Raw genomic sequence first — 23976 nt, forward strand, 5'->3', positions numbered from 1 at the left:
GGACTTTACCGACAAGTGCGCAGATTACCGCGTCAGGCGAGAAGGCGGGCAACGGTCTCCACGGCGTCGCGGTTGGCCCGAACTTCGTGGGTGCGCACACACCAGGCGTGATGAAGGGCGAAATAAGTCGACAGGGCCATGGTGCTCGCATCGCGTTCGAGGGCCGGACGGTCCTCCCCGTTCTGGGCGAGAAGTTCACCAAGGAAGCGCTTGCGACTAACTCCCCACAGGACACGAAGGTCGGCAAATCCTTCTTGGAAGGCGTCAACGGCGTTCATGAGCTGCCAGTTGTGCTCGGAAGTCTTGGAGAAACCAATGCCCGGGTCGACGATGATGCGCCTACGGTCGATTCCAGCGGCAATAGCTGCGTCGACCTGCTGGGAGGTCTCAGAAATGACGTCGGCTACCACGTCGTCATAGTCGACAAGGTTCTGCATAGTGGCGGATTGACCGCGCCAGTGCATGAGAACGTAATCGACGCCAGCGTCGGCAACGACATCAAGGATTTCCGGTTCAGCCTTGCCCCCAGAGACGTCGTTGACGATGGTGGCTCCTGCCTCGACAACAGCCTTGGCCACTGAGGCGCGCATAGTGTCGACGGAGACGGCTACCCCGTCGGCCACCAAAGCTTTGACGACGGGCAGGACGCGGCGCAATTCTTCGTGCTCGGGGGTGCGTTCGGTGCCCGGACGGGTCGATTCACCACCGACGTCGATGATGTCAGCTCCTTCGACAACGAGGTCGCGAGCGTGGCGGATGGCCACCTCAGGATCGGCCCACATGCCTCCGTCAGAGAACGAGTTAGGAGTGACGTTGACGACCCCCATGACGAGGGTGCGGGCGGGATGCGAGTTGGTAGCCGAGCCGACATTGATCATGCAGTGGAGTCTAGGACTGCCTCGCAGGCACTCATCGAGGTCTGCGGGGAGTCACTTACTTGCACCCCTCACTAATCTTGGGGACACGTTTGCCGTTCTCCAAGAGATAACCCATCTGACCGGTGGACGAGCTGGATTCCCTAGCATCTTTTTCTCCGACCTTCGCGACCAAAATGTCATATGAATCGTCCTTCAAATCGGAAGTCTCACTGCTCGTCTGCGTGTCGATCTGGGTGTCCTCAGACTGGTAAAGAAACTTAGCGAAGTCGTTAGTGGCGTCAGCGTCCAGCGGGTTCATAAACCGCGCCTTGACCAGCAGTGGCACTGCGTTGGAGGGGCCGACATCGTTATCCCCGAGCCACTTTTCGACCTGACTCCGGTTCTGGTCGTTGACGGCTACCCGGATGGTGGTCGTCTCACGACTCTTGTGGTCACCGTCGGACTCCTCCTCGCGACCCGGCTTCTTAGACAAAGTACTCCCCTTGCCCTGCTTGCCGTGGCGGCCCTCGTTGTTACCGGCATCGCGAGTCTTATTGGGCTCAGGCTTCCACCTAACTGGACCAGGAACAGGCCTCGGCTTACCCGGACCAGAAACAAGCCTCGGCTTACCCGGACCAGAAACAAGCCTCGGCTTACCCGGACCAGGAACAAGCCTCGGCTTACCCAGCTCAAATTTTGAAGTCACCATCCACGCCGAAATCGGCGCCTTCGGCACCGCTCTTGGTGATGACAAGCTCTGTAATCTTCCCAGAATTGTCTTTGGTTACCGACACCGAGGTATCGTCATCAAGCCCGGCATGACCGCCGACAGTTGGTGTTTTGACGCCGTGGTTACCCATCGTCGCGCCCGCGTTCGCATGGGCATCACCATTAGCCGATCCCAAAGCTTCAACCGTGTGCGTTACCGCACCGGTCTTCGAATCACGCTTAGTTATGTACTGAACAATGCCGTTAACACTGCCGCTGGCACCAGCATCGGCTGAACCGTGACCACCGACTTTAGCCTTAACCTTGAGAGTCGCCTTACCTTTGACATCGACTTCTACTGTCCTCGAAGTCGAAGAAAGCCGGGAGTTGGGGACATCGGGGGCACTGCCAAGATGCATGACCGCCAGCGCACGTTCTCGAGCGTACTTGTTCAAGCTGTCCCGATCTGCGCGAGCAGCGGCGACGCTGTCGTAATGGACAGTCTCACCCTTCGTGTACTTTGCCGACCCGGTGATGGACGCGTCGAGGCTGGCGGGGCCTTTACTCCAGCCAGGCGCTGCGGCGCCGGCACTTGCCCCGACGTTATAGAACAATTCAACGTCAGCTTTACCATCGCTGTACTCAACCAAATGGTAGCCGTATCCACCTTCCCCACCGATCGTGACCCAGGTGATCTTTCCCTCGGCATAGATTGACGTGGCATTCTCGTCGGAGTGAATCAAGCAGCGCTTAGGCAGCTGCTGGGCCGGCGGCTTCGGCTGGCTCGCCGGAGCACACGAACCCTTCCCGAAGATAACCGCCAAGGCCTGGCACACCTTCTGCTGCACCCATTCCGGCTTGACGCCGACCGCCACCGCACTGGTGAACATAGCCGCAATAAGGAGAATTGCGATGTATTCCGGCGCGGCGGCACCCCGATCGTCCCTTGTCCGCATGGGTCTCCCCTCCACTACCTACCCAATACAGGGGAGAGCATAAAAAGAAACCCATAGCCGCACCTGAGCCCATGGCCCCAAACCGGGGCCCAAGCCGGGCCCAAACCATGGGATCAACCGGATGTCCGTACATCACGCGTCGGAACCGAACCGCTCCTCCACCGCGCTAGACAGCTGCCTAGTCCCGGTTCACAAGCTGCGATGGTCTGCCACGAGTCGCGCGCACAACCGCCACACATACCCCGTACCGACCGCGGTACAAGCCGCCACCGGAAGAATCGGAGCAAGCGTTTCTACAACCACGGGATCCACCGGGCTCAGACCCGCACGCACCCACGCGTACACGGCCATCCCCACCACACACAGCAGGACCAATCCGCATGACCACCACACCGTCGCCAACGCCCGGCGCGATGCCCATACATGCGAAAGCACCAACGCACCCAGGCACCCCAGAAGCGCTGCCCCTAGCCGCGTGTCATAGACGAGAGCACACGACCACACGACGACAACATCGGCAATGCCTGCTGCAACGATGGTGAGCAACACCCCCAAAACAACGTTAAACGTCCGAGACCGTCGCTTCGGTGCCGGCGACGTCAAAGTAGGGTCCGCCCATGCCGACCGAGTATCTTGCCTCATATCTCTACCACCTCAAGCAGGGCGCAAGATCACGCCTTGAACGACATCGACGCAATAATTTTGTCAACCAGATTCGTGTCATCGCGGGGAAGACGGAGAAGCACGATCGCGGAACCCTCTGTGGGCAACACACCCGAAGCAACAAGCCAATACCCTCGCGCAGATTTCCCCTTATAAGTGAAGTCAAACGGGCACTTGATCGCCCTGGCAGCGCCCTTGACGGTGATCTCCTGGTACCCCTTGGGGTCGTAGCCCTGGAACGTCCCGCGGATCATGAATTCAAGCACGGACCATGCCAACGTAGGTTCGGTGTCGTCACTGTAATGACCCGCAATCTGCATGCCATGGGGGCCGTCAGTGAAATTCTTGGTGAAATTTTCATTCTCCGGTGGCTTCTCCACCCACTCCGTGGGATGGCTCACCGTGATGCGATCAACGGTTACTGATTCCCAACCCTCCTCCGAATCAGAGCAACCCACCAGCCCAACGCCAAGCATCAACCCGCCCACACCGAGCAACGTCCTACGCGACACGCCATAGTTGTTGGCCATCATCCCTCACTCACTTACAGCCCGAAGCCACCGCTTCAACGAAACGCGGTGCGTTCTGGTGCTCTCGAAATACTTGGCCAACATGGGCCTCATCCCGATAGTCTCCACAATGCCGCGCTGATCATAGCGACGAAGCTGTCAAGCGCACCTGAGCCCGTGGCTCTAAGTCTGGGCCTAGCTTGGGCCCAGGCCTCAACATCGTCCCCTCAACGAGTCACCGGGATATCAGGCGACGTTTTGGCCGACCCGATCGCGATCTTCACCTTCGTCACCGACTTCGGCAAAGGCGGATACGACGCCTGCATAACATAGACGCTCTTGGCATCAATCTCCGGTTCCTCGCTACCAACCACGAACTTTGACGTATCACCGGCCTTGGAAAAGTAATTCACCCCGTATTTGACACCGCCAACAGTGTCAACGAGAGATGGGAAATCCTCGGGAAAGACCGGACCCATGGCATGATCAATTGTGTTCGAGGTAAGCCAGAAAGTCAGGACAGTGCCCGTAGGGCCCGCCTTAATCGAGACGACATGCGCTGTGACGTCGACATTATCGTCGAGGTTCGGATGGAAAGAGACGTTAGCCACCTCTTTGGGAATTGGGCCACCATCCTCTTTCACCTTATCCCGAATCGCCTTACCCGCCGCCGACTCCACAGCCGCAGCCTGCTCCGAACCCATCACACTCACCGACGCACTCGGCGGCGCCGACATGCCCACCACAGACACACTTGAAGAAGCAACAGCAGTATGAGGATGCGACCCAGCAGACACACCAGCACCACCACAAGCCGTCAAAACCAACACAGCCACACAGCCAACGAAAACCGGACGACCCTTCATCATCCCTCCTTGACAGTAATCGTGACCCGACGGTTCAAACGGCGCCCAGCCTCCGAATCATTACTGGTCACTGGATCAGCCTCCCCCTTACCCGCTGTAACCAAGGTGATCCCTTTGGATAGCTGCGATCCGAGGACCTTGGCCACCGACGCAGCCCGCCGACGCGAAAGATCCAGATTATGAGAAGCAGAACCGCTACTATCGGTATAGCCAGTCACCTCAATCTTCCCCGACACCTTGCGAGCAACAAGTTGCTTAGCGGTCCGGTCAATGATCTGACGACCAGCCGGCTTAACCACATCAGAGTCCAGATCAAAAAGCACACTGGCATCCAAATCAATCTTCATGGATTCCTTAGTCACCCGCTCACGACTAGCATCGGAAGCATCACCAGTCGTAGTCACCAACGCATTCACGAACTTCGACACATCGACACCAGCCAGATCCTTCGGATCCAGTGCCGGCCAAGCCACACCCAACGGCATACCCTTATTCCAGCGACCCGTCGCCGCCTCTTTATCAATAGTGGGACCCAACAACCCATCACCCACCGGCACATCATGAAAAATACGATTAGCAACCGTGACATCAACCCGCGACACATCAGCAGGCAACGGCGGAGTACTAAACCAACCAAGCCGGGAATGCCCAGGAGCCATTTCCCATATCGGTGCACCATTCCACCACTCGCTAGCGCACATCTTGCAACCCTGGAAGTCACCAATCGTGCGATACAGCTTATGATTCCCCACATCGATAACGGCACCATCGGCACTGAGGGTTCCGCTGTAGTGTGCCTGAGCACCGCCACGTCCGACGAGGTACCCGTAGTCCTCAAGCGGGCCAGACACCGAAGCGTCCACCGACACCGAGTAGTACACCACCGTGGCATACGGAAGACGCCGCACGGCGTGCAGCGCTAAAATCACCGACCCCGGCTTCTCCTTCTGCCGCTTGGCCGACTCATAATGGCTCACCGCCACCGCATCAACCAGAGGCACCGGCACAGTGACACTCTCATCAGAGTGCGCCGGTAACGCCACAAAACCAAACACCACAGCAAGCCCACCAATAAAACCTGCCGCCCTCATCTTCCAATTCCACATTCCCACAACACCTACCCAATCCCACACACAAACAAAGCCCCACGAGCCACAACCAGGGCTCACCTGACTAGAGAACACTAATAACTAAGCGCAAAGCTGCAGCCAAAACCCTAACGGAACACGAATACATCACCGCACCGCATGTGACCAGAAGTCGGCTCGATGGGCACAGGAGCCGGATCACCGGCATCACCAGGAGTCGACGTAGTACTCACAACCGGACCCGACAACGGCGTCGGCGTCAGCCCATGAGGCCGATAAACACCGCCCGCTTGACATCGCCCATGCCGATGCCGCCGCCTCCACTGATGAGGGCCAGCGCGAAAAACACAACGAAGACGAGAAAGCCCGCACCCGGCGAACGTCCGAAAACCGTCCAGACGGGTACCCACCACCGGCTGCGCACCGGAAGGTCGGCCTCGTCGCCGCGCCGATAACGCCTCGGTGTGACGAAAGCCAGGATAAGTGTCCCTTCAGCCAACCCGGTCATCACACCCACCGTCGCGGCAGCCGGTCCGCCCACAGCACTGAACACTGTTACCATGCTAGGGAAGTCAAAGCTTCAAACGTTAGGCCCCAGGGCCCAGGTAAGGGCCCATTGAAATGGTCAACGTCCAGCCGTGATCAGCCCCATCGCCTCGGCCCGCGTCGCTGGGTTGCGCAGAATCCCGCGCACCGCGGAGGTCACCGTCCGGGCCCCCGGCTTGCGGACCCCCCTCGTCGTCATGCACATGTGCTCGGCCTCAACAACCACGATCACGCCACGAGCGTCCAAATGTTCTACCAAGGCGTCGGCCACCTGGGTCGTCAACCTCTCCTGTACCTGGGGTCGACGCGCATAGACCTCCACCAACCTCGCGATCTTACTCAACCCCGTCACCCGGCCGTCCCTAGCCGGAATATAACCGACGTGCGCTACCCCGATGAAGGGCAGCAGATGGTGCTCACACATCGACTGCAACTCAATATCACGCACCAACACCATCTCGTCGTGGGAGATGTCGAAGGTCGTTGCCAGCAACTCCCCCGGATCTTGGCTCAATCCGCCAAATAGCTCCTCGGCCGCCTGGGCCACTCGCATTGGAGTATCGCGCAGGCCTTCCCGATCGGGATCCTCGCCGACCGCCAGAAGAAACTCGCGGATAGCTGCCGCGGCTCGCTCGCGATCAACGGACAATTTCATGGAACTCACAGCGGACAGCCTAGAACGACGGCCTGCCGCGATATGTGCGGCAGGCCGTTGATAATCAGGACCTTGGCGGACCCCAAGGGTTACCGTTTGACGGAGGTTGCGGGCCCTCCCCCGGATGCGTCGGGCTTGGCGGCTCGGGTGACTTACCTCCCCCAACACTTGGCGGCTGCCAATCGGAGGGGGGTTCCCACTCACCAGGATTATCGCCCGGTAGATCCCCACCCGGTTCAGGAGTCGGCGGGGCGATGACGCCACGACGAGGAGCACCAACCTCCGGAGCATTCTCGTCCACGCCAGCGATCTGCGGCGGTTTGACCGGCGGGATAGACGAGGGGACACGCTTGTCCGAACCAGTGAAGGCACCGCGCTCAGGCCAACGCTTGAGCGGCTTGAAAATATCGGCTACCTCAGCCTTGCTCAGCGTCTCCCGTGCGAAAAGCTGACGCACCAACTCGTCAAGCACCTCGCGGTTAGCGTCCAAGCAATCGAAGGCTTCCTGGTGGGCATTCTCGAGAAGTTCCCGCACCTCGTCGTCAATAATCTTGGCAGTCTCGTCAGAGTAGTCACGCTGCTGTCCGGCAGTCATGCCGAGGAAAGGCTCAGTGTCCCCGGACCCCAGCTGAACGGTGCCGACGCGAGCCGACAGGCCATACTGGGTAACAAGAGCGCGAGCCACCTTGGTGGCCTTCTCAATGTCATTGGAGGCACCCGTCGACGGATCGTGAAAGATGAGTTCCTCGGCCGCACGACCACCCATCATGTACGCCATCGAGTCCAGCAGCTCACTGCGCGTCTGGGAGTACTTGTCGGAGTCAGGCATGACCATCGTGTAGCCCAGCGCCCGACCACGCGGCAAGATCGTGATCTTCTGCACCGGGTCAGTACCCGGCATGGCCGCGGCCACCAGAGCGTGACCACCTTCATGGTAAGCGGTCACCAAACGCTCATGCTCGTTCATGAGCCGAGTCTTCTTCTGCGGTCCAGCAATAACGCGATCGATAGCTTCGTCCAGCTCAGAGTTACCAATCACCGGCAGGTTGGCACGAGCCGTCAGCAAAGCGGCCTCGTTGAGGACGTTAGCCAGGTCAGCACCCGTCATGCCAGGGGTACGACGGGCAATCGACGCCAAGTCGACATCGTCGGCCATGGGCTTACCGTGAGCGTGAACCTTGAGAATCTTGAGACGGCCATCGAGATCCGGAGCCTCCACTGCGATCTGACGGTCGAAACGCCCAGGACGTAGCAGAGCCGGGTCAAGAACGTCGGGGCGGTTCGTCGCCGCGATCAGAATGACGCCGCCATGGACGTCGAAGCCGTCCATCTCAACGAGCAACTGGTTCAAGGTCTGCTCACGCTCGTCGTGGCCACCGCCCATACCGGCACCACGATGACGACCAACAGCGTCAATCTCATCAATGAAGATGATGGCCGGGGCGGCCTCCTTGGCCTGCTCAAAGAGGTCGCGCACTCGGGAGGCACCGACGCCGACGAACATCTCGACGAAATCCGAACCTGAGATAGAGAAGAACGGCACCCCAGCCTCACCGGCTACCGCACGAGCCAGGAGGGTTTTACCAGTACCAGGCGGGCCATACAGCAGCACGCCCTTAGGAATCTTCGCACCCACCCGCTGGAACTTCGCCGGCTCGGCGAGGAATTCGCGGATCTCCTGCAGCTCGTCGATCGCCTCCTGGCAGCCAGCGACGTCGGCAAAGGTCGATTTGGGGGTGTCTTTGCTACCCACCTTGGCCTTGGACTTACCAAATCCCATGACGCCACCGCGGCCACCCATGCCCTGTGCCGCGTTCATGGCCCACAAGAAAAACAGCAGGATGATGACAAAGGGCAAGAAGTTGATGAGCAGAGCCTTCCAGATGCTCTGCCCGGGGTTCTCACCCTGCCACGACTTCAGCGTCTTCGCTTTAACTCGGTCGTTGAGCCTGTCAACGAGCTGATCGGACTGGTTGCCAACCCAGTACGAGCGATACTTCTTGTTCTCGTTCTCAGTGATCTTGATGACCTGGTCGCCGTCAGTCAGCGTGACGCTATCCAGCTTCTTGGAGCTGTTGATGATGCTGACAGCCTCAGAAGTCGGGATGTCCTTATACCCGTTCCCCGATCCGGCGAACTGTAAGAACACAATGATCAAGCCGATGCACAACAGGATCCAGATCAGAGGACCTTTGAAGATGCGGGACGCGTTTTTCATAGACTACCTAGAGGCATGATGGGTGGAACTCAGAGCGTCACGATACCAGCGCATGACAACAACCGGCCCTTGCTACGTTCCGCGGACAGCTCAGAACAGAAATAGTTCACTGGCACGGCGTCACGACTTGGGATCGCATCCTCAGGATTTGTAGACGTGCGGTGCCAGCGTCGCCACATCCGTGAGGTTGCGGTACTTATCGGCGTAGTCAAGGCCATATCCGACGACAAACTCGTTTGGGATGTCGAAACCGACATATTTGACATCCAGCGGGCAGGTAACAACCTCGGGCTTGCGGAACATCGCCATGATCTCAATCGAGTTTGGGTTGCGGCTACGCAAGTTCTGCACCAAATAGCTCAGCGTCAACCCGGTGTCAATGATGTCCTCAACAATGAGAATGTCACGACCATCGATGTCCTTGGTGAGGTCCTTGAGGATGCGCACCACGCCGCTGGACTTTGTCCCAGCCCCATAGGACGACACAGCCATCCAGTCCATGGACATATGGGAGGTCATCGCGCGACATAGATCCGCCATCGTCATCACGGCCCCATTGAGCACGCCAACCATAAGGATCTCTCGCCCGGCGTAGTCAGCGTCAATTTGGGCAGCAACCTCGCGAATACGGGAGGCCACCTGCTCCTCGGTGTACAGAACGTGGTCGAAATCTCCAGGAATGTCAGAAGCTCGCACACCATCAGCCTACCGACTTATGTCCCATCACAGGCGCCGGGCTAGATACAGAGTCCCCTGTCTCATCTCGACGCGTCCGCCCGGGACGTCCACCCCTGCACCACCAGGCCCGTCGAGCAAGCCCAAAACGGCATCGACGTGCACCATCCTCGCCTGCGGCAGCCACTCCTTGACGACGCGGCGCGCCAGGCCGACCTCAACCCCACGCAAACCGGGCAATTCATTGGCCTTCACCCCGTGCTCATCCGCCCACATCCGCGCAACCCGGGCGACGACCTCATCTTCCCCTGCCAGCAAGGTCGCGCTGCGAGCCAGGGATGCCGCCACCTCTGGGCCCAGCACCTCCTCCATAACCGGCATGAGCTCAGTGCGCACCCGAGAGCGCAGGAACCGTGGATCACCATTGTGAGGGTCCTGCCACGGCTCAACCTCCCACTCCCGGCACGCCTGCACCGTCTGAGCCCGTCGCACCTCTAGCAGCGGATGCCAAAACTGACCGGAACGCGGCCGAATACCTGCCAGCGACGTCGCCCCGGAGCCCCTGGCCAGAGAAAGCAACACCTGCTCGGCCTGATCGTCCCGGGTGTGCCCGAGCAACACCGGCTCATCCCCAGCGACGTCGAGCAGTGCTGCCCGACGAGCAGTCCGCGCCGCCGCCTCGGGGCCATCGGGGTCATCAGCGTCAACGTCGACGCGACGCACACATGCATCCATGCCGCGTCGCACCAGCAAGTCCCGGGTCCGCTCGGCCACTTCGTCGGACCCCTGCTGCAATTGATGGTCGACAATGACGACCCTCACGCCAGATTCGCACCGCCGCGAGGCCCACTTTGAGGCCAAAGCCAAGGCCAGCGAGTCCGGACCGCCCGAGCACCCGACGACGAACCGATCAACCCCTCGCACCATCCGCTCGACGGCCTGGGCGACTGCCAGGGCCGCTGGCCCTAATTCCCGTCGTGCCATCAGCGGGTGCAGCCGCACCCGGCCAGGTTGCCGTAAACGACGTCGAGCCACGACCGGGCACTGCCGTCAGTCTGATTGATGATGAAGGAAGCCACCAAAATTCGCCCGTCAGCGTCACGCAGCCACCCCGACATTGAGATGACTCCTTGCAGACTGCCCGTTTTGGCGTGAACGACACCGCGTCCGGCTGCCGTGCTCGGATCGGAAAATCGTTTATGAAGGGTCCCAGAGACCCGACCCACTGGTACCGCATTCGCCACCGGCTGCAGCTTCGGGGTCGTCAATACTTTGCGCCAGGCACGCGAAAGCATCGACGCGGTGATCCGATTGCCCTGGGACAATCCCGATCCGTCCTGGATCACCGCACCGTCCTGCCAGGCACCTATGTTCTTGAGGTGCTCCTCGAGGGCTTGGGTACCACCAGCAAAGGATCCCGGCTTGCCACTAGCAAGAGCCATCTGCCGGCTCAAGACCTCAGCGGCAGAGTTGTCTGACTCGTCCAGGGTGCGGGTAACAAGGTCCTCCACCGGGACCGACTGCACCGCCGCAATCTCCCTGGCAGACCTGTCAGCCTTGTGACGAGAAACCGAACCATTTACCGTTATCCCGGCGCTACGAAGCGAGCCGATGAAAGCGTTGGTAGCAAGTACGGCTGGCGTCTTACTGCGATTCCATGGGCTGTTGTTGATCATTCCCTCGTCGACCCACAATGACGTAATTGGAGTGACCTCGTCGGAGTAGTTGTCGACCGGCCAGGCCCCGTTCCAATCCGGTCCAGTAAACAGGGTGTCGTCGAAGTTGACGGTGACCTTCGTCGTCCCCGCCTTCTTGAGAGCCGCCGCCGTACGCTTGGCAAGTTCTTCCATCGACGGATACTCGGGGTGCTGGGCCGAAGACTTCGAACGCAGGTAGGGGTCTCCACCACCGACCAAAGTCAGTGCGGACCCATTGGCGACAACCTTCGTCGTGTAACGATGCCCGGCGTCGGTGCAATCCAACAGCGCAATCGCAGTAAGCACTTTGAGATTGGAAGCTGGAGTCAGGAGGGAATTCTGACCCGACTGGTAGAGGGTCTCGCCGATCGCTGCATCCATAATGTCAGCGCCCAGTACGCCAGGGGCTGCGCCTGCAGACTTGACGCGATTGGCGATCGTGGCAGCGACTGGCTTGGCCGACGGCGTCGTCGGTGCCACTGCCGCGACAACCCCTCGTCCCGGCTGCACCGCTTGGGCGGTGTTGTCGTGGCGATGAGGAAGGATTCCTCCTCCGGTCCAGCGCGCAGGTGACCCGCTCCGCAGCGAACTGACGATAACCGCAACAACAACAATGACGACCACTGCGATGCCGACAGTAACGGGTACCCATCCCGGCATGCGCCGTCGTGGCGCCGACATAACTCGCTTCGACGTAGGTTGATCTGAGTGTGGCACGAAAATCCCTCCTGCAAACGGATACAGTGTCGATCATCACCGTGTCCAATACAAGAAGAGGGGCCCCTCGTGACCGACGATTTCACCAATCCATTCCAGGGAGAACAGCCTGAGAGCTTGCACTTCGATGTGACGATCGAGATTCCACGTGGCAACAAGAATAAGTACGAGATGGACCATGAGACCGGTCGCATCCGTCTCGACCGCACCTTGTTCACCTCTACGCAGTACCCGTATGACTACGGATACATCGAGGGCACCCTCGGCGAGGACGGCGACCCGCTTGACGCCCTTGTCCTGCTGACTGAGCCCACATTCCCCGGCTGCCTCATCGAGTGCCGCGCACTGGCTATGTTCCAGATGCAAGACGAGATGGGTGGCGACGACAAGGTGCTGTGCGTGCCTGCCGATGACCCCCGCCGCGCCGGCCTCATCGACCTTGACGATGTCGGCAGCATGACCCTCATGGAAATCGAGCACTTCTTTACTGTCTACAAAGACCTGGAGCCCGGAAAGTCGGTCGAAGGAGCCACTTGGACCGATCGCGACGAGGCTGAGGCCGAGATCAAGGCTTCCTTCGAGCGCGCCAAGGGCACCTCCTACGAGAACCTGCACACCGCCTGATCCACTCGCACCCCGGCACCGCCCCAATTCCAGGCCGCGAGTCATGACGTCAGCATTCGACACCCGCATCACCGCGGATGCCGAATGCTGTTCATGACACAATGTCACCCATGTCCGAATCCCTCGTTCTGCTCGCCCCTGCAGCAAACCACGTCTACGCCGGGCAGGCGGGACGACTGTGCGCCGCCGAGTTGTCTCTCACCTGTCCCAACGCCACGTCAGTTGCCCCGGTGACCGTGGCCGGGGTCGAGTACCTGTCGATTCACAGCGAGGATCCCCTCCCGCCAGCAGATCTGGCGGCGGTGGCGCGATCCTCGGCGGCTCTGGCCTGTTTCGAATACCGTGGCGATCTGCTGGCTCCCCTCGAGTTGCCGCAAGTTGACGTCGTAGACGAGGACCTTGTCACCATCCCGAAGTACCGAGGCAAGACCAACGAACAGTTCACCCGTCTACTGCTCAACCTCACTCTCGCCAGTCTGGAGGGCCGCTGCGCAACCTGTCGTGATGAGGGCCAGCGGCTAGCTATCCTCGACCCGCTGGCCGGGCGCGGCACCACTCTGGAATGCGCCTGGAGGGCCGGGCATAACGGCTTCGGTGTCGAGCAGGATGCCAAGGCCGTCGAGGCGCTCGCTGCTCACGTCACGACATGGCTGCGTCGCAAACACCTCAAGCACAGCTGCGGCACCCATCCAGTGCGACGTGACGGCCGCTCGCTTGGCAAGCGGTTTGACGCTGAGGTACGCCTGCCAAAAACCGAACCTTTGGCCATGGGCGTTTTCACTGGTGACGCCGCTGATTCGGCAGTGCTGTGGGGACGCAAGACCTTCGATGCTGTCGTCACCGACGCCCCCTACGGTGTAGTGCATGGCTCCCACAGCGGAGCATCTCGACGTCGTTCCCCTACTGACCTGTTGCGCGAGGCCATCCCGGTATGGGCCGGTCAGCTGCGTCACGGCGGCGCGCTAGGTATGTCGTGGAACACCCTGGGTTTGTCTCGAGAACACCTCGTGACGATTCTGTCTGCCGCTGGTCTCACGCCCCTTGACGACGACCTGTGGCATCAGTTCAGCCACCGCGTCGATTCCTCGATACACCGCGACCTCATCGTCGCCGTCAAACCGTGAACTGACCTTGGCTCGTCACGAAAACAGCTGGGCCAGCACTCCGAGCTGATTCCAGCGCTGGACGTCCTCCCCAGCCGCGTGACCGGCAAAGGGGTAGACGGCAATGTGCTTATCAGCAACCATGCCGTCGCCCCAAGCGTTGTATGCCGCCCACACTGACGACGGTGGTACCGCTTGGTCCATCATCGCGACTGAAAACCAGGTAGAAGTTCGGGCCCGACGGGCGAAATGCAGGCCGTCGAAATACCCGAGAGTCTGGAAAGCACGGCCGCACAGTGACGGGTGGGCAGCCAGGTAACGAACGACTTCCAGGTATGGACCATCCGTGGCAATATCGCAACTGCGCCTGATATGGCACAGGAACGGCACGTCGACGAAGGCCCCAGCCAGCTTGATACCGCGCATCGCCGCCAGCGCGCACACCGCAATGGCCTGACCACCACCCTGGGAATGACCGAGAACGGCGATTCTGGTGGGATCGACCAGCTCCATCTCTCGGGCAGCCTGGAGGCAACGGAAAGCGTCAGTGAAGAGCCGACGGTAATAGTGACCGTGGGGGTCGGAAAGAGACTGGGTCATAAACCCGGGGGCGCCTGACCCGTCGTGGACATCCGGACAGTTTTCCGTCAAGGTTGGGTGGCCCCACCCCTGACCACGTGGATCGACGACGATATGTGCATAGCCAGCAGCAGCGAAGACTGATCCAATCGGCACACCACGCGAACTCGAGTACCCGAGATACTCGATGACAAGGGGTAATGGACCGTTCACAGCGGCTGGGGCATGTAACCACCCGCTCACCCGAGAGTTGTGATACCCCGCCCACGACAAATCCCAGGTATCTATCAGAGCCTGACGGTTATCGAAAGGCACCGCCGTCAGATCTTGGGGAACGCCGGAATACTCATCGAGGGTCTCGGCCCAAAAAGAGTCGAAACCATCGGGTTCAGGGACGTTCGGGCGGTAGGTACGCGCCTCATCAATGCCCAAATCCGTCAACGGCATGCCAACATCGTAGAACCGCGGCGACCGCGAAGTGCAACGATGGATCCATGCACACTCTGTTCCTCATGAGACATGCACAGCCCGCATCCCATGCTCCGGGCGGGGATCGGGAGCGTCCGCTCACCGACGTGGGGCGCCGTCAGGCCCGTGAGGTCGGCACGCGTTTAGGACTGCGCAATGTTGGACATGCTCTGGTCTCCGATGCCCTACGCACCCGCCAGACCTGGGACTGCCTCCAACTGGATTGTCCGGTCGAATTCATGCGAGCCCTCTATTACTGCGGCACTGATACCGTGCGTCAGCGCATCGGAGAAATCGACGACGATGTAGATAACCTGCTCATCATCGCCCATGCCCCGACAATCCCCGGACTGGCAGCGCAACTTGCCGCCATGAGTGGAGCCGAGAACGAGGTCGGCTGTTGGTACCCGCCCGCGACCCTCACCGAGGTAGAGGTCGACGGCACGTGGGCTGATCTCAAGGATGAATATTTCGACAAGGTGAGGCTCGTCGGGGTTCAGCGACCGATGTGATTTCAGGGTCCGAGCCCTCAGCGCAGAATATGAACTTTCGCGGCGATGCCACCCGTACAGGTGGTGTAGCTCTCCTGCGTCTCGCACTTCATGGTGTATGTCTTACCCGTCACCGGGCTATACGCCTGCACCTCATAGTCGCCCTGGGCACCCGCCGGTATGGCATTAGCCACCTCAAGAGCGAATGGGCACGATGTCGTACCGACGGCACCAACCGACGAGGAACAAAGGGTGTCTCCATCGGGCAGTTTGTCAGCCACCTGACGAGCGCTCAATGTAGGAGACTGCGGGCTCAACGGAGTTGGGGTTGACAAGGCTGGACTCGACGAGGCTGGACTCGACGGAACGGGACTCGGCGAGGCAGGCGAGGACATTAGGAAGCTCGGGGTGGTGTCAATCGATGTAGCCTGCGGATCCTCCGAGGCTGACTGCTTGGGCTGTGAGCTGGCCGACGGGGTCGCGACCACAGCAGGCTCACTACCCGAACGCCCTTTGAGACCGCCGGCAAAAAGCAGCACAGCTCCCAGGACAACCAGCACCAACAAACCCACCACTAAGCCAATCAATACTTTGCGATGACGTGAAGAGTCACCCGAAGGTGGCGGCGGATATGCCATAGCTGGCGTCGACGGCGGAGGCGGAGGGGTGAACACGGGATTCTCAGGAACCGCGGCCATCACCCGGGTGCGCTCAGCCTCCGGGTCACGGAACCAATCGTCGGGCATCTGGGAAGCCCCAAGATCTCGGTATTGCCCTTGAGAAGGTTGCTGCGGCCCCGACTGACTATTGGTGGTCCACTGCTGAGTTGGCGTCGAGTCCTGGACCTGCCACTGCTGGGTCGGCATGGAATCCTGCCACTCCACTGGCTCCGACGGCGTTTGCACCCGTGGGATCTCCCGCGTCGGTGTCGCCCCTTCACTCACCGGGCTCTGGACCCGCGTCTCGTCACAGGAACCCGGGTCAGTCATGCGCACGGCACCAGGCAAACGCAAATTCAGCCCGCATTGTGGGCAGACTGCATCGTGTGCACCCACCTGGGTGCCGCATCGCGCACAAAACATTCTCATCTCCATCCACGAGTGGCTGCTCAAGAATATGGCATCCTCTCACTAGCTCCCGTCACTTTGGCGCTATCGACGTAACGCCACCGTCACTCCGCGGCCTGCTTTTTCACATATCAGTAACGTCGACCAAGCGCTTCCGCAACAGCCCCTCGGCGCGACCTTCAGGCATCTCTGTGGCTCCTCCCGGTGACGTCGCCCCCAGACTGAAGTCAGCGATGGGAGTCGCCGCGATGACAACCCTCTGACGCTGGCCTCGTGGCACGGTTCGCCGCAGAAGTCAGTGGCTGATCGTCTTGGCTCAGAGCAGGTCGAGGACCTCCTGAGCAGCGCGAGCAGCAGCGCGCAGTGCGCCCTCCATATAACCGTTGAAAGAAGAGGCGTACTCAGCCCCCGCGAAGAGCACCCGGCCCAGCGGCTCGGCAAGGATCGGCCCCGTAGTCGTCCACAAACTGGGAGCGAAGTGGGCTCCGTGGCATCCGCCGGTGTAAGGCTCAGCGAGCCAGTCGCGATCAAGGTACTCGATCGGCGAGCTGGGGGCCTTGCCGAAGGCCGACTCGACGACCTCTTCAAAGGCACGTTGACGCAGACCGATCGAAAGTTTCCCGTAGCCGGAAGCCTCGGCGCCCTCGAAGAAGCCCATGAGGATTCCCTTGCCGGTCTCGTCGTCAGAGGTATCAAAAATGACGCGGACAGCGCCCTCGTCAGCACCCATCTGGCCGGAAGCACCAGAGGTGCGCCACCATGGGCTGTCGTAAACGAGGTAGGCCTTGATGACATTGCCAGCTGGCACCTTGTCGGCCATCTCGAGACGCTCAGCAGGCAGCGCTGGCTCGAATGTCATGTCCTTAAGTAGCCGCGGCGGCACGGTGACGATGACGCTACGTCCCTGATACTGCGTGCCATCAGTAGTGGTGACGGTAACGCCGTCGTCGTCACTATGAACGGATCGGACCGGGCTGGAGAGTTTAAGATCGTCACCGAGAGGCTCAGCGAGGTTGCGGGTAACCTGAGCAACCCCGCCCTTAACGCGCTGCTGCTTAAGGCCACCGTTGACGGCGACGAGGGATTCCAAGTCCACACCGGCGTTGGCCTTAGCCAGACCGTTGAAGAGAGGAGTGTCATTGGCAGACACACCGAAGGCTTGACGGAAGAGGTTCGTGATGTAGCCACGACCGGCCTCGGTACGAACATTCGAGGCTGTCCATTGGCTCAACGACTGGTTCAACCAGGTGGCATTAGCCGCCGCCCAGCCCTTGTTATTAGCAACACGATCGGCCAGACGACGGAACCTCAGCAGGCCCTGGCCGAGGTCAGCCAATTCGAAGGGGCTGAGGGAATGAGCGGACGGCTCGGACAAACTTGTGACGTGAGAGACCCTGCCCCTGGCCTTGACAACGACGTCGCCGTCGGTCGAATCAACCAGTTCTAACCCTTGTGAGGAGAGGAGGGAGCGAAGTTCCTCATGCCCTTCTCCCACCCACTGGCCACCCAGTTCAACGACCTGTCCGTTGGATAACTCAGCGTTTTCTAAGCGGCCGCCTACCCGGGCTCGGGCCTCCAGGACCACCACCGAGTGTCCTGCGGAGGCGAGCTCTTCAGCAGCCGTGAGTCCGGCTAGACCCGCGCCAATGATGATGCTGTCGTACATGCGTCCCCTTGCAATTCCGCTGGACGGACCGAACTCATGGCCGGACCGTGATCGATGAATCGTGGTGAGTTGATCGTACCTGGCGCCTCTGACGAGCTGAGCGTCGCCCCTGTTCGATCCGAAGTTTGACCTCGTGGGACGAGCGGTCGCAAATCGGGATTGAGCGGACCACTGCGGTACCTTGTCAGCAATGCTCTGGGAACGTGGAGCCAACTACGGGAATCGAACCCGTGACCTACGCTTTACGAGAGCGTCGCTCTACCGACTGAGCTAAGTTGGCACGCCTGCTGCGGCAGGCCTCGAAAACTATACCGGCACGATGACCTCTTCACGAAACCAACACGCTTTTTGCTGGAACACCGCATGCCACGCGCCCGTCGGCGGCTCGGTATAGCGTCATCGCTGTGACCACGGACAATGCACACACCACCCACCAGATGGGATCAGAGGTCGACGAGGTTGCCGACCACTATTGGGCTGCCCTCGTCCAGTCCAGCCCTACGCTCGCCACGGCGCTCGGTTTGGATCTTAACCAGGACGAATACGACGACCTGTCCCCCGCCGGCCTGGACGCCCAATACCGCCTCGCCATGGACACCCTCGACCGGCTCGATCAGGCTATGCCCGCCGACGATACCGACCGGATCACGGCCGCCGCGATGCGTTCCAGCCTGGGTTTAGAGGCGGAAAGTCACGACAGGGGGTACGACCTCCTTTCTCTCAATGGCATCGCGTCGGGAGTCCACGAGATCCGCGAAGTCTACGACGCCATGCCCACCGAGACCCCCGACCAGGTGTCGACGGTCGCGCGTCGTCTTCATGCCACCGGCCCTGCCCTGGACGGCTGGCTGGCAACCCAACGCGCCTCGATCGACGCCGGAATCCCGCCGGCCATTCGCCAAGTCAGCCTCCTCGTCGAACAGATCACCGCATGGACCTCCGACGGCGGGTTCTTCGACGACTACCTCAAGCGAACCGCCTCCCGTGACCTACCCGACGCTGTGACAACGGCACTCGCCGAAGGTATCGACGCGGCCAAGAGGAATTTCCGTCGCACCGCCGAGGCCCTCTCGTCCGAGATTGCCCCACTGGCCACCGAAACCGACGCCGTCGGCATCGACCGCTATCGACTGGCCTCCCGCCAATTCGTCGGCACCACCGTCGACCTCACTGAAACTTACGAATGGGGAAAGCAGGAGCTCGCCCGCATCGAACAGATGCAGCGCGAGACAGCTGAGCGCATCCGCCCGGGAGCGAGCATCAAGGAGGCCATGGCCGTCCTCGACGCCGACCCCGCCTACCAGATCACCGGCACTGCGGCCCTCAAAGTCTGGATACAGGAGCGCGCCGACGAGGCGATCTCCTCCCTGGACGGCACTCACTTCGAGGTACCCGAGCAGGCTAGGCACATCGAGGGCATGATCGCTTCCACCCACGACGGCGGCGTCTACTACACCCCTCCATCCGATGACTCCTCCCGTCCCGGCCGCATGTGGTGGTCGGTGCCCGACGGCGTCAACACCTTCACCACGTGGCGAGAACTCACCACCGTCTACCACGAAGGCGCTCCCGGCCATCACCTGCAGACTTCGTCGGCCATCGCGGCCCGCGAGGAACTCAATTCCTGGCGCCGCAACTACTGGACGTCGGGTTATGGGGAAGGCTGGGCCCTCTATGCCGAGTGGCTGATGGCCGATTTGGGGTACATGGACGATCCCGGCCACTTCATGGGCTTGCTCGACGGGCAGTCCATGCGCGCCGCCCGCGTCGTACTCGACATCGGCCTGCACTGCCAGTTCGAGGCCCCCGAGGAAATGGGCGGCGGCGAATGGAATTGGGACAAAGCCTGGGCCTTCTTCAACAACCACGTCTCGATGGACGAGGGCTCGGCCCGCTATGAGGTCAACCGCTACTTCGGGTGGCCCGGACAAGCCCCCTCCTACAAGCTCGGCGAGCGCACCTGGCTGGAGCTGAGGGAGGCTGCGAAGGCCAAGGATCCGAACTTCGACCTTAAGGAGTTTCACACCACAGCGCTGCGGATGGGAGCTCTGCCACTGGATGTGCTGCGTCGAGCGATGCTGTCCTAGCTGGGCTCCTGAGTTTTGCGGGGGCGTGTGTGATCAAGGATTACGCACGCACAAGGCCCCGACATACCCGGCGTCGTGGCTCAACTCGTGGCGTACCGACACCCGGGTCAGTCCCTCGGGACACTGTGATGAAGGCTTAACAACATCTTTGACGTACCGGGCGCCATTCTCATGGCACCCCACCGTCGGGACACGCCCGTCGTCAACTCTCGCACCCACGAGGACACACCGTCCGTCCACGGCCTTGAGATCGTTCCACGCATGTGTGCGCCATGCCCACTCCAGCGCAAGCAAAATACCCGCGAGCAGGGCAAGGCCCACGGCACGCACCACGATGCCGGTGACATGGCGCTGGCCCAAGGTCATGAGCAATCCCTCCTCACGAAAACAAGGGTAGCGGCGTCTCCCAAACCTCCCGACAACCGCGCACGTTTACCCTCGCAGCAGGTAACGGCTAGCACACCGTGTTGTCCTTGGGCATCTTTCCGTCATTGACATATCCCTCGACAGCCTTCTTGACGCATTGGTTACCCAATTCCCACGCGGAGTGGCCGGAACCTCGCCACGTCAGCAGCACGCCAGACTTGAGCTGGCCAGCCATCCATGTGGCCTGCTCGTAAGGGGTCGCAGGATCGCCGGTGGCACCCAGCACGAGGATCGGCGCCGCTCCCCGAGCGGTCAGGTACAGCTGGGGAGCCGGGCGAGCCGTCCATACCTCACAGATCGGTGCCACCCCCAGAGCTTTACCTAATGTTGGGGCCTTGGCGACCTCTTGAGGCCACTCTTGACGCGCGTGCTTCAAGCCAAAATCGGCCTGGTCGAGACACGAGATCGCGGGGAAAGCCGAAGCGATCGTCTCCCATTGACCGTCTTTTCCACGGCCGTTGAGGTAATCGGAAGCCGTCAATAGATAGCCGCCATTGCCATCCTTCATGGCTCCGACGAGGGCAGCGATCAGATACGAGTAGGCCTGCTTACCCGAATACAGGAACAAGGCGATGCCGGTGGCCGCCAGGCTCTGCGTCAATTCTCGCCCCGCAACCTTCATGGGATGAGCATCGAGACGGTCTAAAAAGTTCAATGTCGCCTTGCGAACTTCAGCCTCGCTCGTTCCCAAAGCGCAGCGGTTTCCCCGATTGGCACACCACTGTGCGAAATCACCGAAAGCTCGATCGAATCCAACAGCCTGACTGACGGTGTCATGGTTCGTGATGTTCACCGTCGAGTCCAGCACCATATGTCCGACGCGGCCTGGGTACAGCTCGGCATAGGTGGCACCGAGGAAAGTGCCATATGAAACACCGAGATAATCAAGCTTCTTATTTCCCACCAGATACCTCAAATAGTCGAGGTCCCGAGCGGTGTCTATCGTCGAAACGTGGTCCAGCAGCTGCCCCGAGTACGCGCGACAACTGCGCGCAAAGTCCCTGGTACCGCGGATAAGCTCATTCCATTCGGCCTCGTCATCAGGGGAGGCGTCCAGACTGAACAGGCCATCCATCGTCTTCGCAGGGCCACAATTGACGTGAGTCGACGCCCCCGTACCGCGCGGATCCCACCCAATGACGTCATGGTCGGGGAAGGCCGACGACTGGAAGGAGCTGACCATGTCCTGGCCGGAACCACCTGGACCGCCGGGATTGATGAAAAGAGTCGCCTTGGCGGCACCCTCAGCCGGTTTGCGCTTGAGCGCCAAGGTAATTGCTGGACCGTCCGGGTTATCCCAATCCAACGGCACCGGGATGTCCGCACACTGGAACGTCCCGCAGTCATGCCACGAAATCTTGCGAGATAGGTACCGATTCGTTCCCTTACCAGCAGGAGCCTTACTGAAGGGTTTGTTGTCTCTAGCTGGGTGCATCGCCTGCCGATCGGGGCTCTGCGGACCTTCCATGAGAGCGTGCGCCTTCGGGTCAAAGGAGGCTACCGGCGGATTGGTGTCAACCTTATCCTGAGCTGGTACGACCGAGGCAGTCACCGAAGGCGAGGCGCTCGGCTTATGCGACGCAGACTGTCGACTCACCGAGGCCGACTGGGGCGGCCTAGACCCCGCAGAGGTACATGCGGTGACAGCGAATAGGGAACTGGCCATCAAAGCCGAGACAAACATGCGTCGTCGCGAAACGCGTGGTGTCATTGAGTCCCTCCTGGAGTCAGGCGTCCTTGCGCTCCTGGTCCCGCCTGCGAGAACACGTCGACATTAGCGGACATCTCGGAGCATCCGGGACCCTGACCTCTCCGAGGGCAGCCTCAAAGTCAGCGTAATAAGGTGACTCGTAACGCAGGCAGCACATAAGTTTGCCGCATGCCCCAGTCACCGCCAAGGGGTTAGAGGCCATCCCCTGCTCGCTGACAAGGCGATTCGGCACCGACGACGGCTCAGGCAGGAAGGTCGAACAGCACAGCGAACGACCGCACACCCCGACACCACCAACGACCCTAGCGGTATCGCGGCCACGAAGCTGGCGCAAATCGATTCTGGCGCGTAGCCGCCGAGCGAGGGGACCAACGATGGTGGCAAACTCCACTCGGTGTGGGGCGCGGAAATACACCGCGATAGCACGATCATCGCCGGATTCGACGAGGTCGATCGCCAACACTTCCATGTCGACTCCCACATCCTCGATGGTGCGCCGAACGGTCTGCAAGATCTCGGCTCGGGTGCGTCGATCGCGCGCTGCAGCGGCGACAGCGGCATCGCCGGCCTTACCAGGGCACGTCGGCAACTTCCCGTCGAGATCGACCTCTTCAGGACCCCATACGCACCGGCATACCAGTGGCCCTTCTGGGGTGGGATATAGCAGCCACGAACCCACCTCGACGTCGAGGGTCCCGACGTCGAGGTGAAAAAGTTGACCGTATTCGCGGAAGGCTACCGCTACGATTCGGCTCAGTCGCCGACCTCCTCTGCCTTCGCAGCAGCGCGGCTACGCCGGTAGGCGGCGTCAATGGACCAGCCACCGGCACCCAGGAACAACAACAGCACGCCGCATGCAGCCAGCAGCAGCTCCAGCTCGCCCTTGAAGCCCATCGTTTTGAAGATGGCAAAACTGCCCCAGAAGATGAAAGTCAAGGACAACACCATAATCGCAATGATGCCGGCTCCCGCGACGCGGGTAAACAGGCCAAGGATGATGCACACCGCGGCAATGCACTCGCAGATGCCCAGCACCCACACACCGGACTGGGCGTATCCGCTGGGTAGTGGGAGAGCCTGTACCGCGCGCAATGTGAGGTCTCGCTGGGCGAGGTGCTGGAATCCGTGAACCCCAAGAATCCCGCCTACGATGAGGCGGAACAAGAACAGGCCCAGGGATGCCATGACCTTGTCGGTGGTGCGCTTGGGGGCCGGTTCAGCAACCTGCTCCGGCTCGGGCTCGGCATGGGCGGCACGACGCTGACGCTCGGCCTCGATAGCCTGACGGTCGGCGCGCTCGCGGGCGCGCTGCTCGGCCAATTCGCGACGGCGACGCTCCTCCTCGAACTCGCGATCGTCCACAACACGAGTCGTCTCGGAGGCAGGACGGAAAACATTGTCGTCGATGACGCTGGTGCGCTCCGAATCCGCTGAATCACTGGGCTTGATCACCTCAGTGGGGTTGACATCGGCATCCACGCGGGAGGCCCCCGTCCGGATGACCCGGGTGGTCTCGGCGTCGGTGGAGTCCGCTGCAGTCCTCTTGATCGCCTTGCTCACGCTCAATCCTCACGACTTGGGAACCGCACCGAGGATACG

Annotated in this window: 24 protein-coding genes and 1 tRNA gene; 4 read left to right on the plus strand and 21 right to left on the minus strand. The window is 60.8% G+C overall.

Translation table 11 applies throughout. The features are described 5' to 3' along the window. Positions 1-32: 32 nt before the first annotated feature. From folP to dacB, 13 genes are all read right to left on the minus strand, one after another. Positions 33-878, minus strand: a complete 846-nt coding sequence (gene folP / locus ACOYO3_RS10875; RefSeq protein WP_002517047.1) for a dihydropteroate synthase — start codon at positions 876-878, stop codon at positions 33-35. Between the two features lie 55 nt (positions 879-933). Beyond that, complete coding sequence (locus ACOYO3_RS10880; RefSeq protein WP_002517130.1) at positions 934-1350, minus strand: hypothetical protein; 417 nt, start codon at positions 1348-1350, stop codon at positions 934-936. A gap of 196 nt (positions 1351-1546) precedes the next feature. Further along, on the minus strand, positions 1547-2521 hold the full coding sequence (locus ACOYO3_RS10885; protein ID WP_427305886.1) for a hypothetical protein: 975 nt from the start codon (positions 2519-2521) through the stop codon (positions 1547-1549). 189 nt (positions 2522-2710) lie between these two features. After that, positions 2711-3163: a hypothetical protein gene (locus tag ACOYO3_RS10890; protein WP_002522336.1), complete on the minus strand. Its 453-nt coding sequence runs from the start codon at positions 3161-3163 to the stop codon at positions 2711-2713. 29 nt (positions 3164-3192) lie between these two features. Continuing rightward, complete coding sequence (locus ACOYO3_RS10895; RefSeq protein WP_002518701.1) at positions 3193-3717, minus strand: hypothetical protein; 525 nt, start codon at positions 3715-3717, stop codon at positions 3193-3195. Positions 3718-3920: 203 nt separating this feature from the next. Beyond that, a complete protein-coding gene (locus ACOYO3_RS10900; RefSeq protein WP_002518700.1) occupies positions 3921-4397 on the minus strand; it encodes a hypothetical protein in 477 nt (158 codons plus the stop codon). A gap of 161 nt (positions 4398-4558) precedes the next feature. Beyond that, positions 4559-5665, minus strand: a complete 1107-nt coding sequence (locus ACOYO3_RS10905; protein WP_002517089.1) for an OmpA family protein — start codon at positions 5663-5665, stop codon at positions 4559-4561. Positions 5666-5906: 241 nt separating this feature from the next. Next, positions 5907-6209 carry a hypothetical protein gene (locus tag ACOYO3_RS10910; RefSeq protein WP_002517194.1) on the minus strand — a complete coding sequence of 101 codons (303 nt, stop codon included), beginning with the start codon at positions 6207-6209 and terminating at the stop codon, positions 5907-5909. A 63-nt stretch (positions 6210-6272) separates the two neighbouring features. After that, entirely contained in the window at positions 6273-6848 is a 576-nt protein-coding gene (folE, locus tag ACOYO3_RS10915) for a GTP cyclohydrolase I FolE (protein ID WP_002517093.1), read from the minus strand. 64 nt (positions 6849-6912) lie between these two features. Continuing rightward, the gene (gene ftsH / locus ACOYO3_RS10920; protein WP_002524671.1) at positions 6913-9066 is read right to left on the minus strand and encodes an ATP-dependent zinc metalloprotease FtsH; all 2154 of its coding nucleotides are present in this window, start codon (positions 9064-9066) and stop codon (positions 6913-6915) included. A gap of 141 nt (positions 9067-9207) precedes the next feature. Continuing rightward, complete coding sequence (gene hpt, locus ACOYO3_RS10925; protein ID WP_002517062.1) at positions 9208-9762, minus strand: hypoxanthine phosphoribosyltransferase; 555 nt, start codon at positions 9760-9762, stop codon at positions 9208-9210. A 27-nt stretch (positions 9763-9789) separates the two neighbouring features. Continuing rightward, complete coding sequence (gene tilS, locus ACOYO3_RS10930) at positions 9790-10725, minus strand: tRNA lysidine(34) synthetase TilS (protein ID WP_002518698.1); 936 nt, start codon at positions 10723-10725, stop codon at positions 9790-9792. Further along, on the minus strand, positions 10725-12098 hold the full coding sequence (dacB, locus tag ACOYO3_RS10935) for a D-alanyl-D-alanine carboxypeptidase/D-alanyl-D-alanine endopeptidase (protein ID WP_002524670.1): 1374 nt from the start codon (positions 12096-12098) through the stop codon (positions 10725-10727). Before dacB ends, tilS begins: the two co-directional genes overlap by 1 nt. 126 nt (positions 12099-12224) lie before the next feature. On the opposite strand from dacB, the gene ACOYO3_RS10940 reads away from it, so the two are divergent. Then, on the plus strand, positions 12225-12779 hold the full coding sequence (locus tag ACOYO3_RS10940) for an inorganic diphosphatase (protein ID WP_002512977.1): 555 nt from the start codon (positions 12225-12227) through the stop codon (positions 12777-12779). A 110-nt stretch (positions 12780-12889) separates the two neighbouring features. Further along, on the plus strand, positions 12890-13903 hold the full coding sequence (locus ACOYO3_RS10945) for a TRM11 family SAM-dependent methyltransferase (RefSeq protein WP_427305887.1): 1014 nt from the start codon (positions 12890-12892) through the stop codon (positions 13901-13903). A 15-nt stretch (positions 13904-13918) separates the two neighbouring features. On the opposite strand, the gene ACOYO3_RS10950 is transcribed toward ACOYO3_RS10945, so the two are convergent. Then, positions 13919-14908 (minus strand): acetylxylan esterase, encoded by a 990-nt coding sequence (locus tag ACOYO3_RS10950; RefSeq protein ID WP_002517235.1) that lies wholly within the window; start codon positions 14906-14908, stop codon positions 13919-13921. A 47-nt stretch (positions 14909-14955) separates the two neighbouring features. Between ACOYO3_RS10950 and ACOYO3_RS10955 the strand changes: the two genes are divergently transcribed. Continuing rightward, positions 14956-15441: a SixA phosphatase family protein gene (locus tag ACOYO3_RS10955; RefSeq protein ID WP_002517204.1), complete on the plus strand. Its 486-nt coding sequence runs from the start codon at positions 14956-14958 to the stop codon at positions 15439-15441. Between the two features lie 17 nt (positions 15442-15458). Here ACOYO3_RS10955 and ACOYO3_RS10960 read toward each other — a convergent pair whose 3' ends face one another. The 3 genes from ACOYO3_RS10960 to ACOYO3_RS10970 all read right to left on the minus strand — a co-directional run bounded on the left by ACOYO3_RS10960 (position 15459) and on the right by ACOYO3_RS10970 (position 18433). Then, complete coding sequence (locus ACOYO3_RS10960) at positions 15459-16409, minus strand: hypothetical protein (RefSeq protein WP_032500000.1); 951 nt, start codon at positions 16407-16409, stop codon at positions 15459-15461. Between the two features lie 394 nt (positions 16410-16803). Next, on the minus strand, positions 16804-18153 hold the full coding sequence (locus ACOYO3_RS10965) for a flavin monoamine oxidase family protein (RefSeq protein ID WP_002517091.1): 1350 nt from the start codon (positions 18151-18153) through the stop codon (positions 16804-16806). A gap of 204 nt (positions 18154-18357) precedes the next feature. Continuing rightward, a tRNA-Thr gene (locus tag ACOYO3_RS10970) sits at positions 18358-18433 on the minus strand. A gap of 157 nt (positions 18434-18590) precedes the next feature. Here ACOYO3_RS10970 and ACOYO3_RS10975 point away from each other — a divergent pair. Beyond that, on the plus strand, positions 18591-20240 hold the full coding sequence (locus ACOYO3_RS10975) for a DUF885 domain-containing protein (protein WP_002524669.1): 1650 nt from the start codon (positions 18591-18593) through the stop codon (positions 20238-20240). A 33-nt stretch (positions 20241-20273) separates the two neighbouring features. On the opposite strand, the gene ACOYO3_RS10980 is transcribed toward ACOYO3_RS10975, so the two are convergent. From ACOYO3_RS10980 to ACOYO3_RS10995, 4 genes are all read right to left on the minus strand, one after another. Continuing rightward, on the minus strand, positions 20274-20606 hold the full coding sequence (locus ACOYO3_RS10980; protein ID WP_002524668.1) for a hypothetical protein: 333 nt from the start codon (positions 20604-20606) through the stop codon (positions 20274-20276). Between the two features lie 88 nt (positions 20607-20694). Further along, a complete protein-coding gene (locus tag ACOYO3_RS10985; protein WP_002519973.1) occupies positions 20695-22134 on the minus strand; it encodes an alpha/beta hydrolase in 1440 nt (479 codons plus the stop codon). 259 nt (positions 22135-22393) lie between these two features. Next, entirely contained in the window at positions 22394-23056 is a 663-nt protein-coding gene (ricT, locus tag ACOYO3_RS10990) for a regulatory iron-sulfur-containing complex subunit RicT (protein ID WP_002517114.1), read from the minus strand. A gap of 74 nt (positions 23057-23130) precedes the next feature. Next, positions 23131-23937 (minus strand): DoxX family protein, encoded by an 807-nt coding sequence (locus ACOYO3_RS10995; RefSeq protein ID WP_002524305.1) that lies wholly within the window; start codon positions 23935-23937, stop codon positions 23131-23133. Positions 23938-23976 lie beyond the last annotated feature (39 nt).

It is taken from the genome of Cutibacterium sp. KBN10P07758, assembly GCF_050286205.1.
Taxonomy (GTDB): Bacteria; Actinomycetota; Actinomycetes; order Propionibacteriales; family Propionibacteriaceae; genus Cutibacterium; species Cutibacterium acnes.

Excerpts from the sequence above, each read along its gene's own strand:
- folP (WP_002517047.1), bottom strand. The coding sequence starts at position 878 with ATGATCAATGTCGGCTCGGCTACCAACTCGCATCCCGCCCGCACCCTC.
- ACOYO3_RS10885 (WP_427305886.1), bottom strand. The coding sequence starts at position 2,521 with ATGCGGACAAGGGACGATCGGGGTGCCGCCGCGCCGGAATACATCGCA.
- ACOYO3_RS10890 (WP_002522336.1), bottom strand. The coding sequence starts at position 3,163 with ATGAGGCAAGATACTCGGTCGGCATGGGCGGACCCTACTTTGACGTCG.
- ACOYO3_RS10895 (WP_002518701.1), bottom strand. The coding sequence starts at position 3,717 with ATGATGGCCAACAACTATGGCGTGTCGCGTAGGACGTTGCTCGGTGTG.
- ACOYO3_RS10900 (WP_002518700.1), bottom strand. The coding sequence starts at position 4,397 with ATGGGTTCGGAGCAGGCTGCGGCTGTGGAGTCGGCGGCGGGTAAGGCG.
- ACOYO3_RS10905 (WP_002517089.1), bottom strand. The coding sequence starts at position 5,665 with ATGTGGAATTGGAAGATGAGGGCGGCAGGTTTTATTGGTGGGCTTGCT.
- ACOYO3_RS10910 (WP_002517194.1), bottom strand. The coding sequence starts at position 6,209 with ATGGTAACAGTGTTCAGTGCTGTGGGCGGACCGGCTGCCGCGACGGTG.
- folE (WP_002517093.1), bottom strand. The coding sequence starts at position 6,848 with ATGAAATTGTCCGTTGATCGCGAGCGAGCCGCGGCAGCTATCCGCGAG.
- ftsH (WP_002524671.1), bottom strand. The coding sequence starts at position 9,066 with ATGAAAAACGCGTCCCGCATCTTCAAAGGTCCTCTGATCTGGATCCTG.
- tilS (WP_002518698.1), bottom strand. The coding sequence starts at position 10,725 with ATGGCACGACGGGAATTAGGGCCAGCGGCCCTGGCAGTCGCCCAGGCC.
- dacB (WP_002524670.1), bottom strand. The coding sequence starts at position 12,098 with ATGCCGGGATGGGTACCCGTTACTGTCGGCATCGCAGTGGTCGTCATT.
- ACOYO3_RS10945 (WP_427305887.1), top strand. The coding sequence starts at position 12,890 with ATGTCCGAATCCCTCGTTCTGCTCGCCCCTGCAGCAAACCACGTCTAC.
- ACOYO3_RS10950 (WP_002517235.1), bottom strand. The coding sequence starts at position 14,908 with ATGCCGTTGACGGATTTGGGCATTGATGAGGCGCGTACCTACCGCCCG.
- ACOYO3_RS10955 (WP_002517204.1), top strand. The coding sequence starts at position 14,956 with ATGCACACTCTGTTCCTCATGAGACATGCACAGCCCGCATCCCATGCT.
- ACOYO3_RS10960 (WP_032500000.1), bottom strand. The coding sequence starts at position 16,409 with ATGACTGACCCGGGTTCCTGTGACGAGACGCGGGTCCAGAGCCCGGTG.
- ACOYO3_RS10965 (WP_002517091.1), bottom strand. The coding sequence starts at position 18,153 with ATGTACGACAGCATCATCATTGGCGCGGGTCTAGCCGGACTCACGGCT.
- ACOYO3_RS10975 (WP_002524669.1), top strand. The coding sequence starts at position 18,591 with ATGGGATCAGAGGTCGACGAGGTTGCCGACCACTATTGGGCTGCCCTC.
- ACOYO3_RS10980 (WP_002524668.1), bottom strand. The coding sequence starts at position 20,606 with ATGACCTTGGGCCAGCGCCATGTCACCGGCATCGTGGTGCGTGCCGTG.
- ACOYO3_RS10985 (WP_002519973.1), bottom strand. The coding sequence starts at position 22,134 with ATGGAAGGTCCGCAGAGCCCCGATCGGCAGGCGATGCACCCAGCTAGA.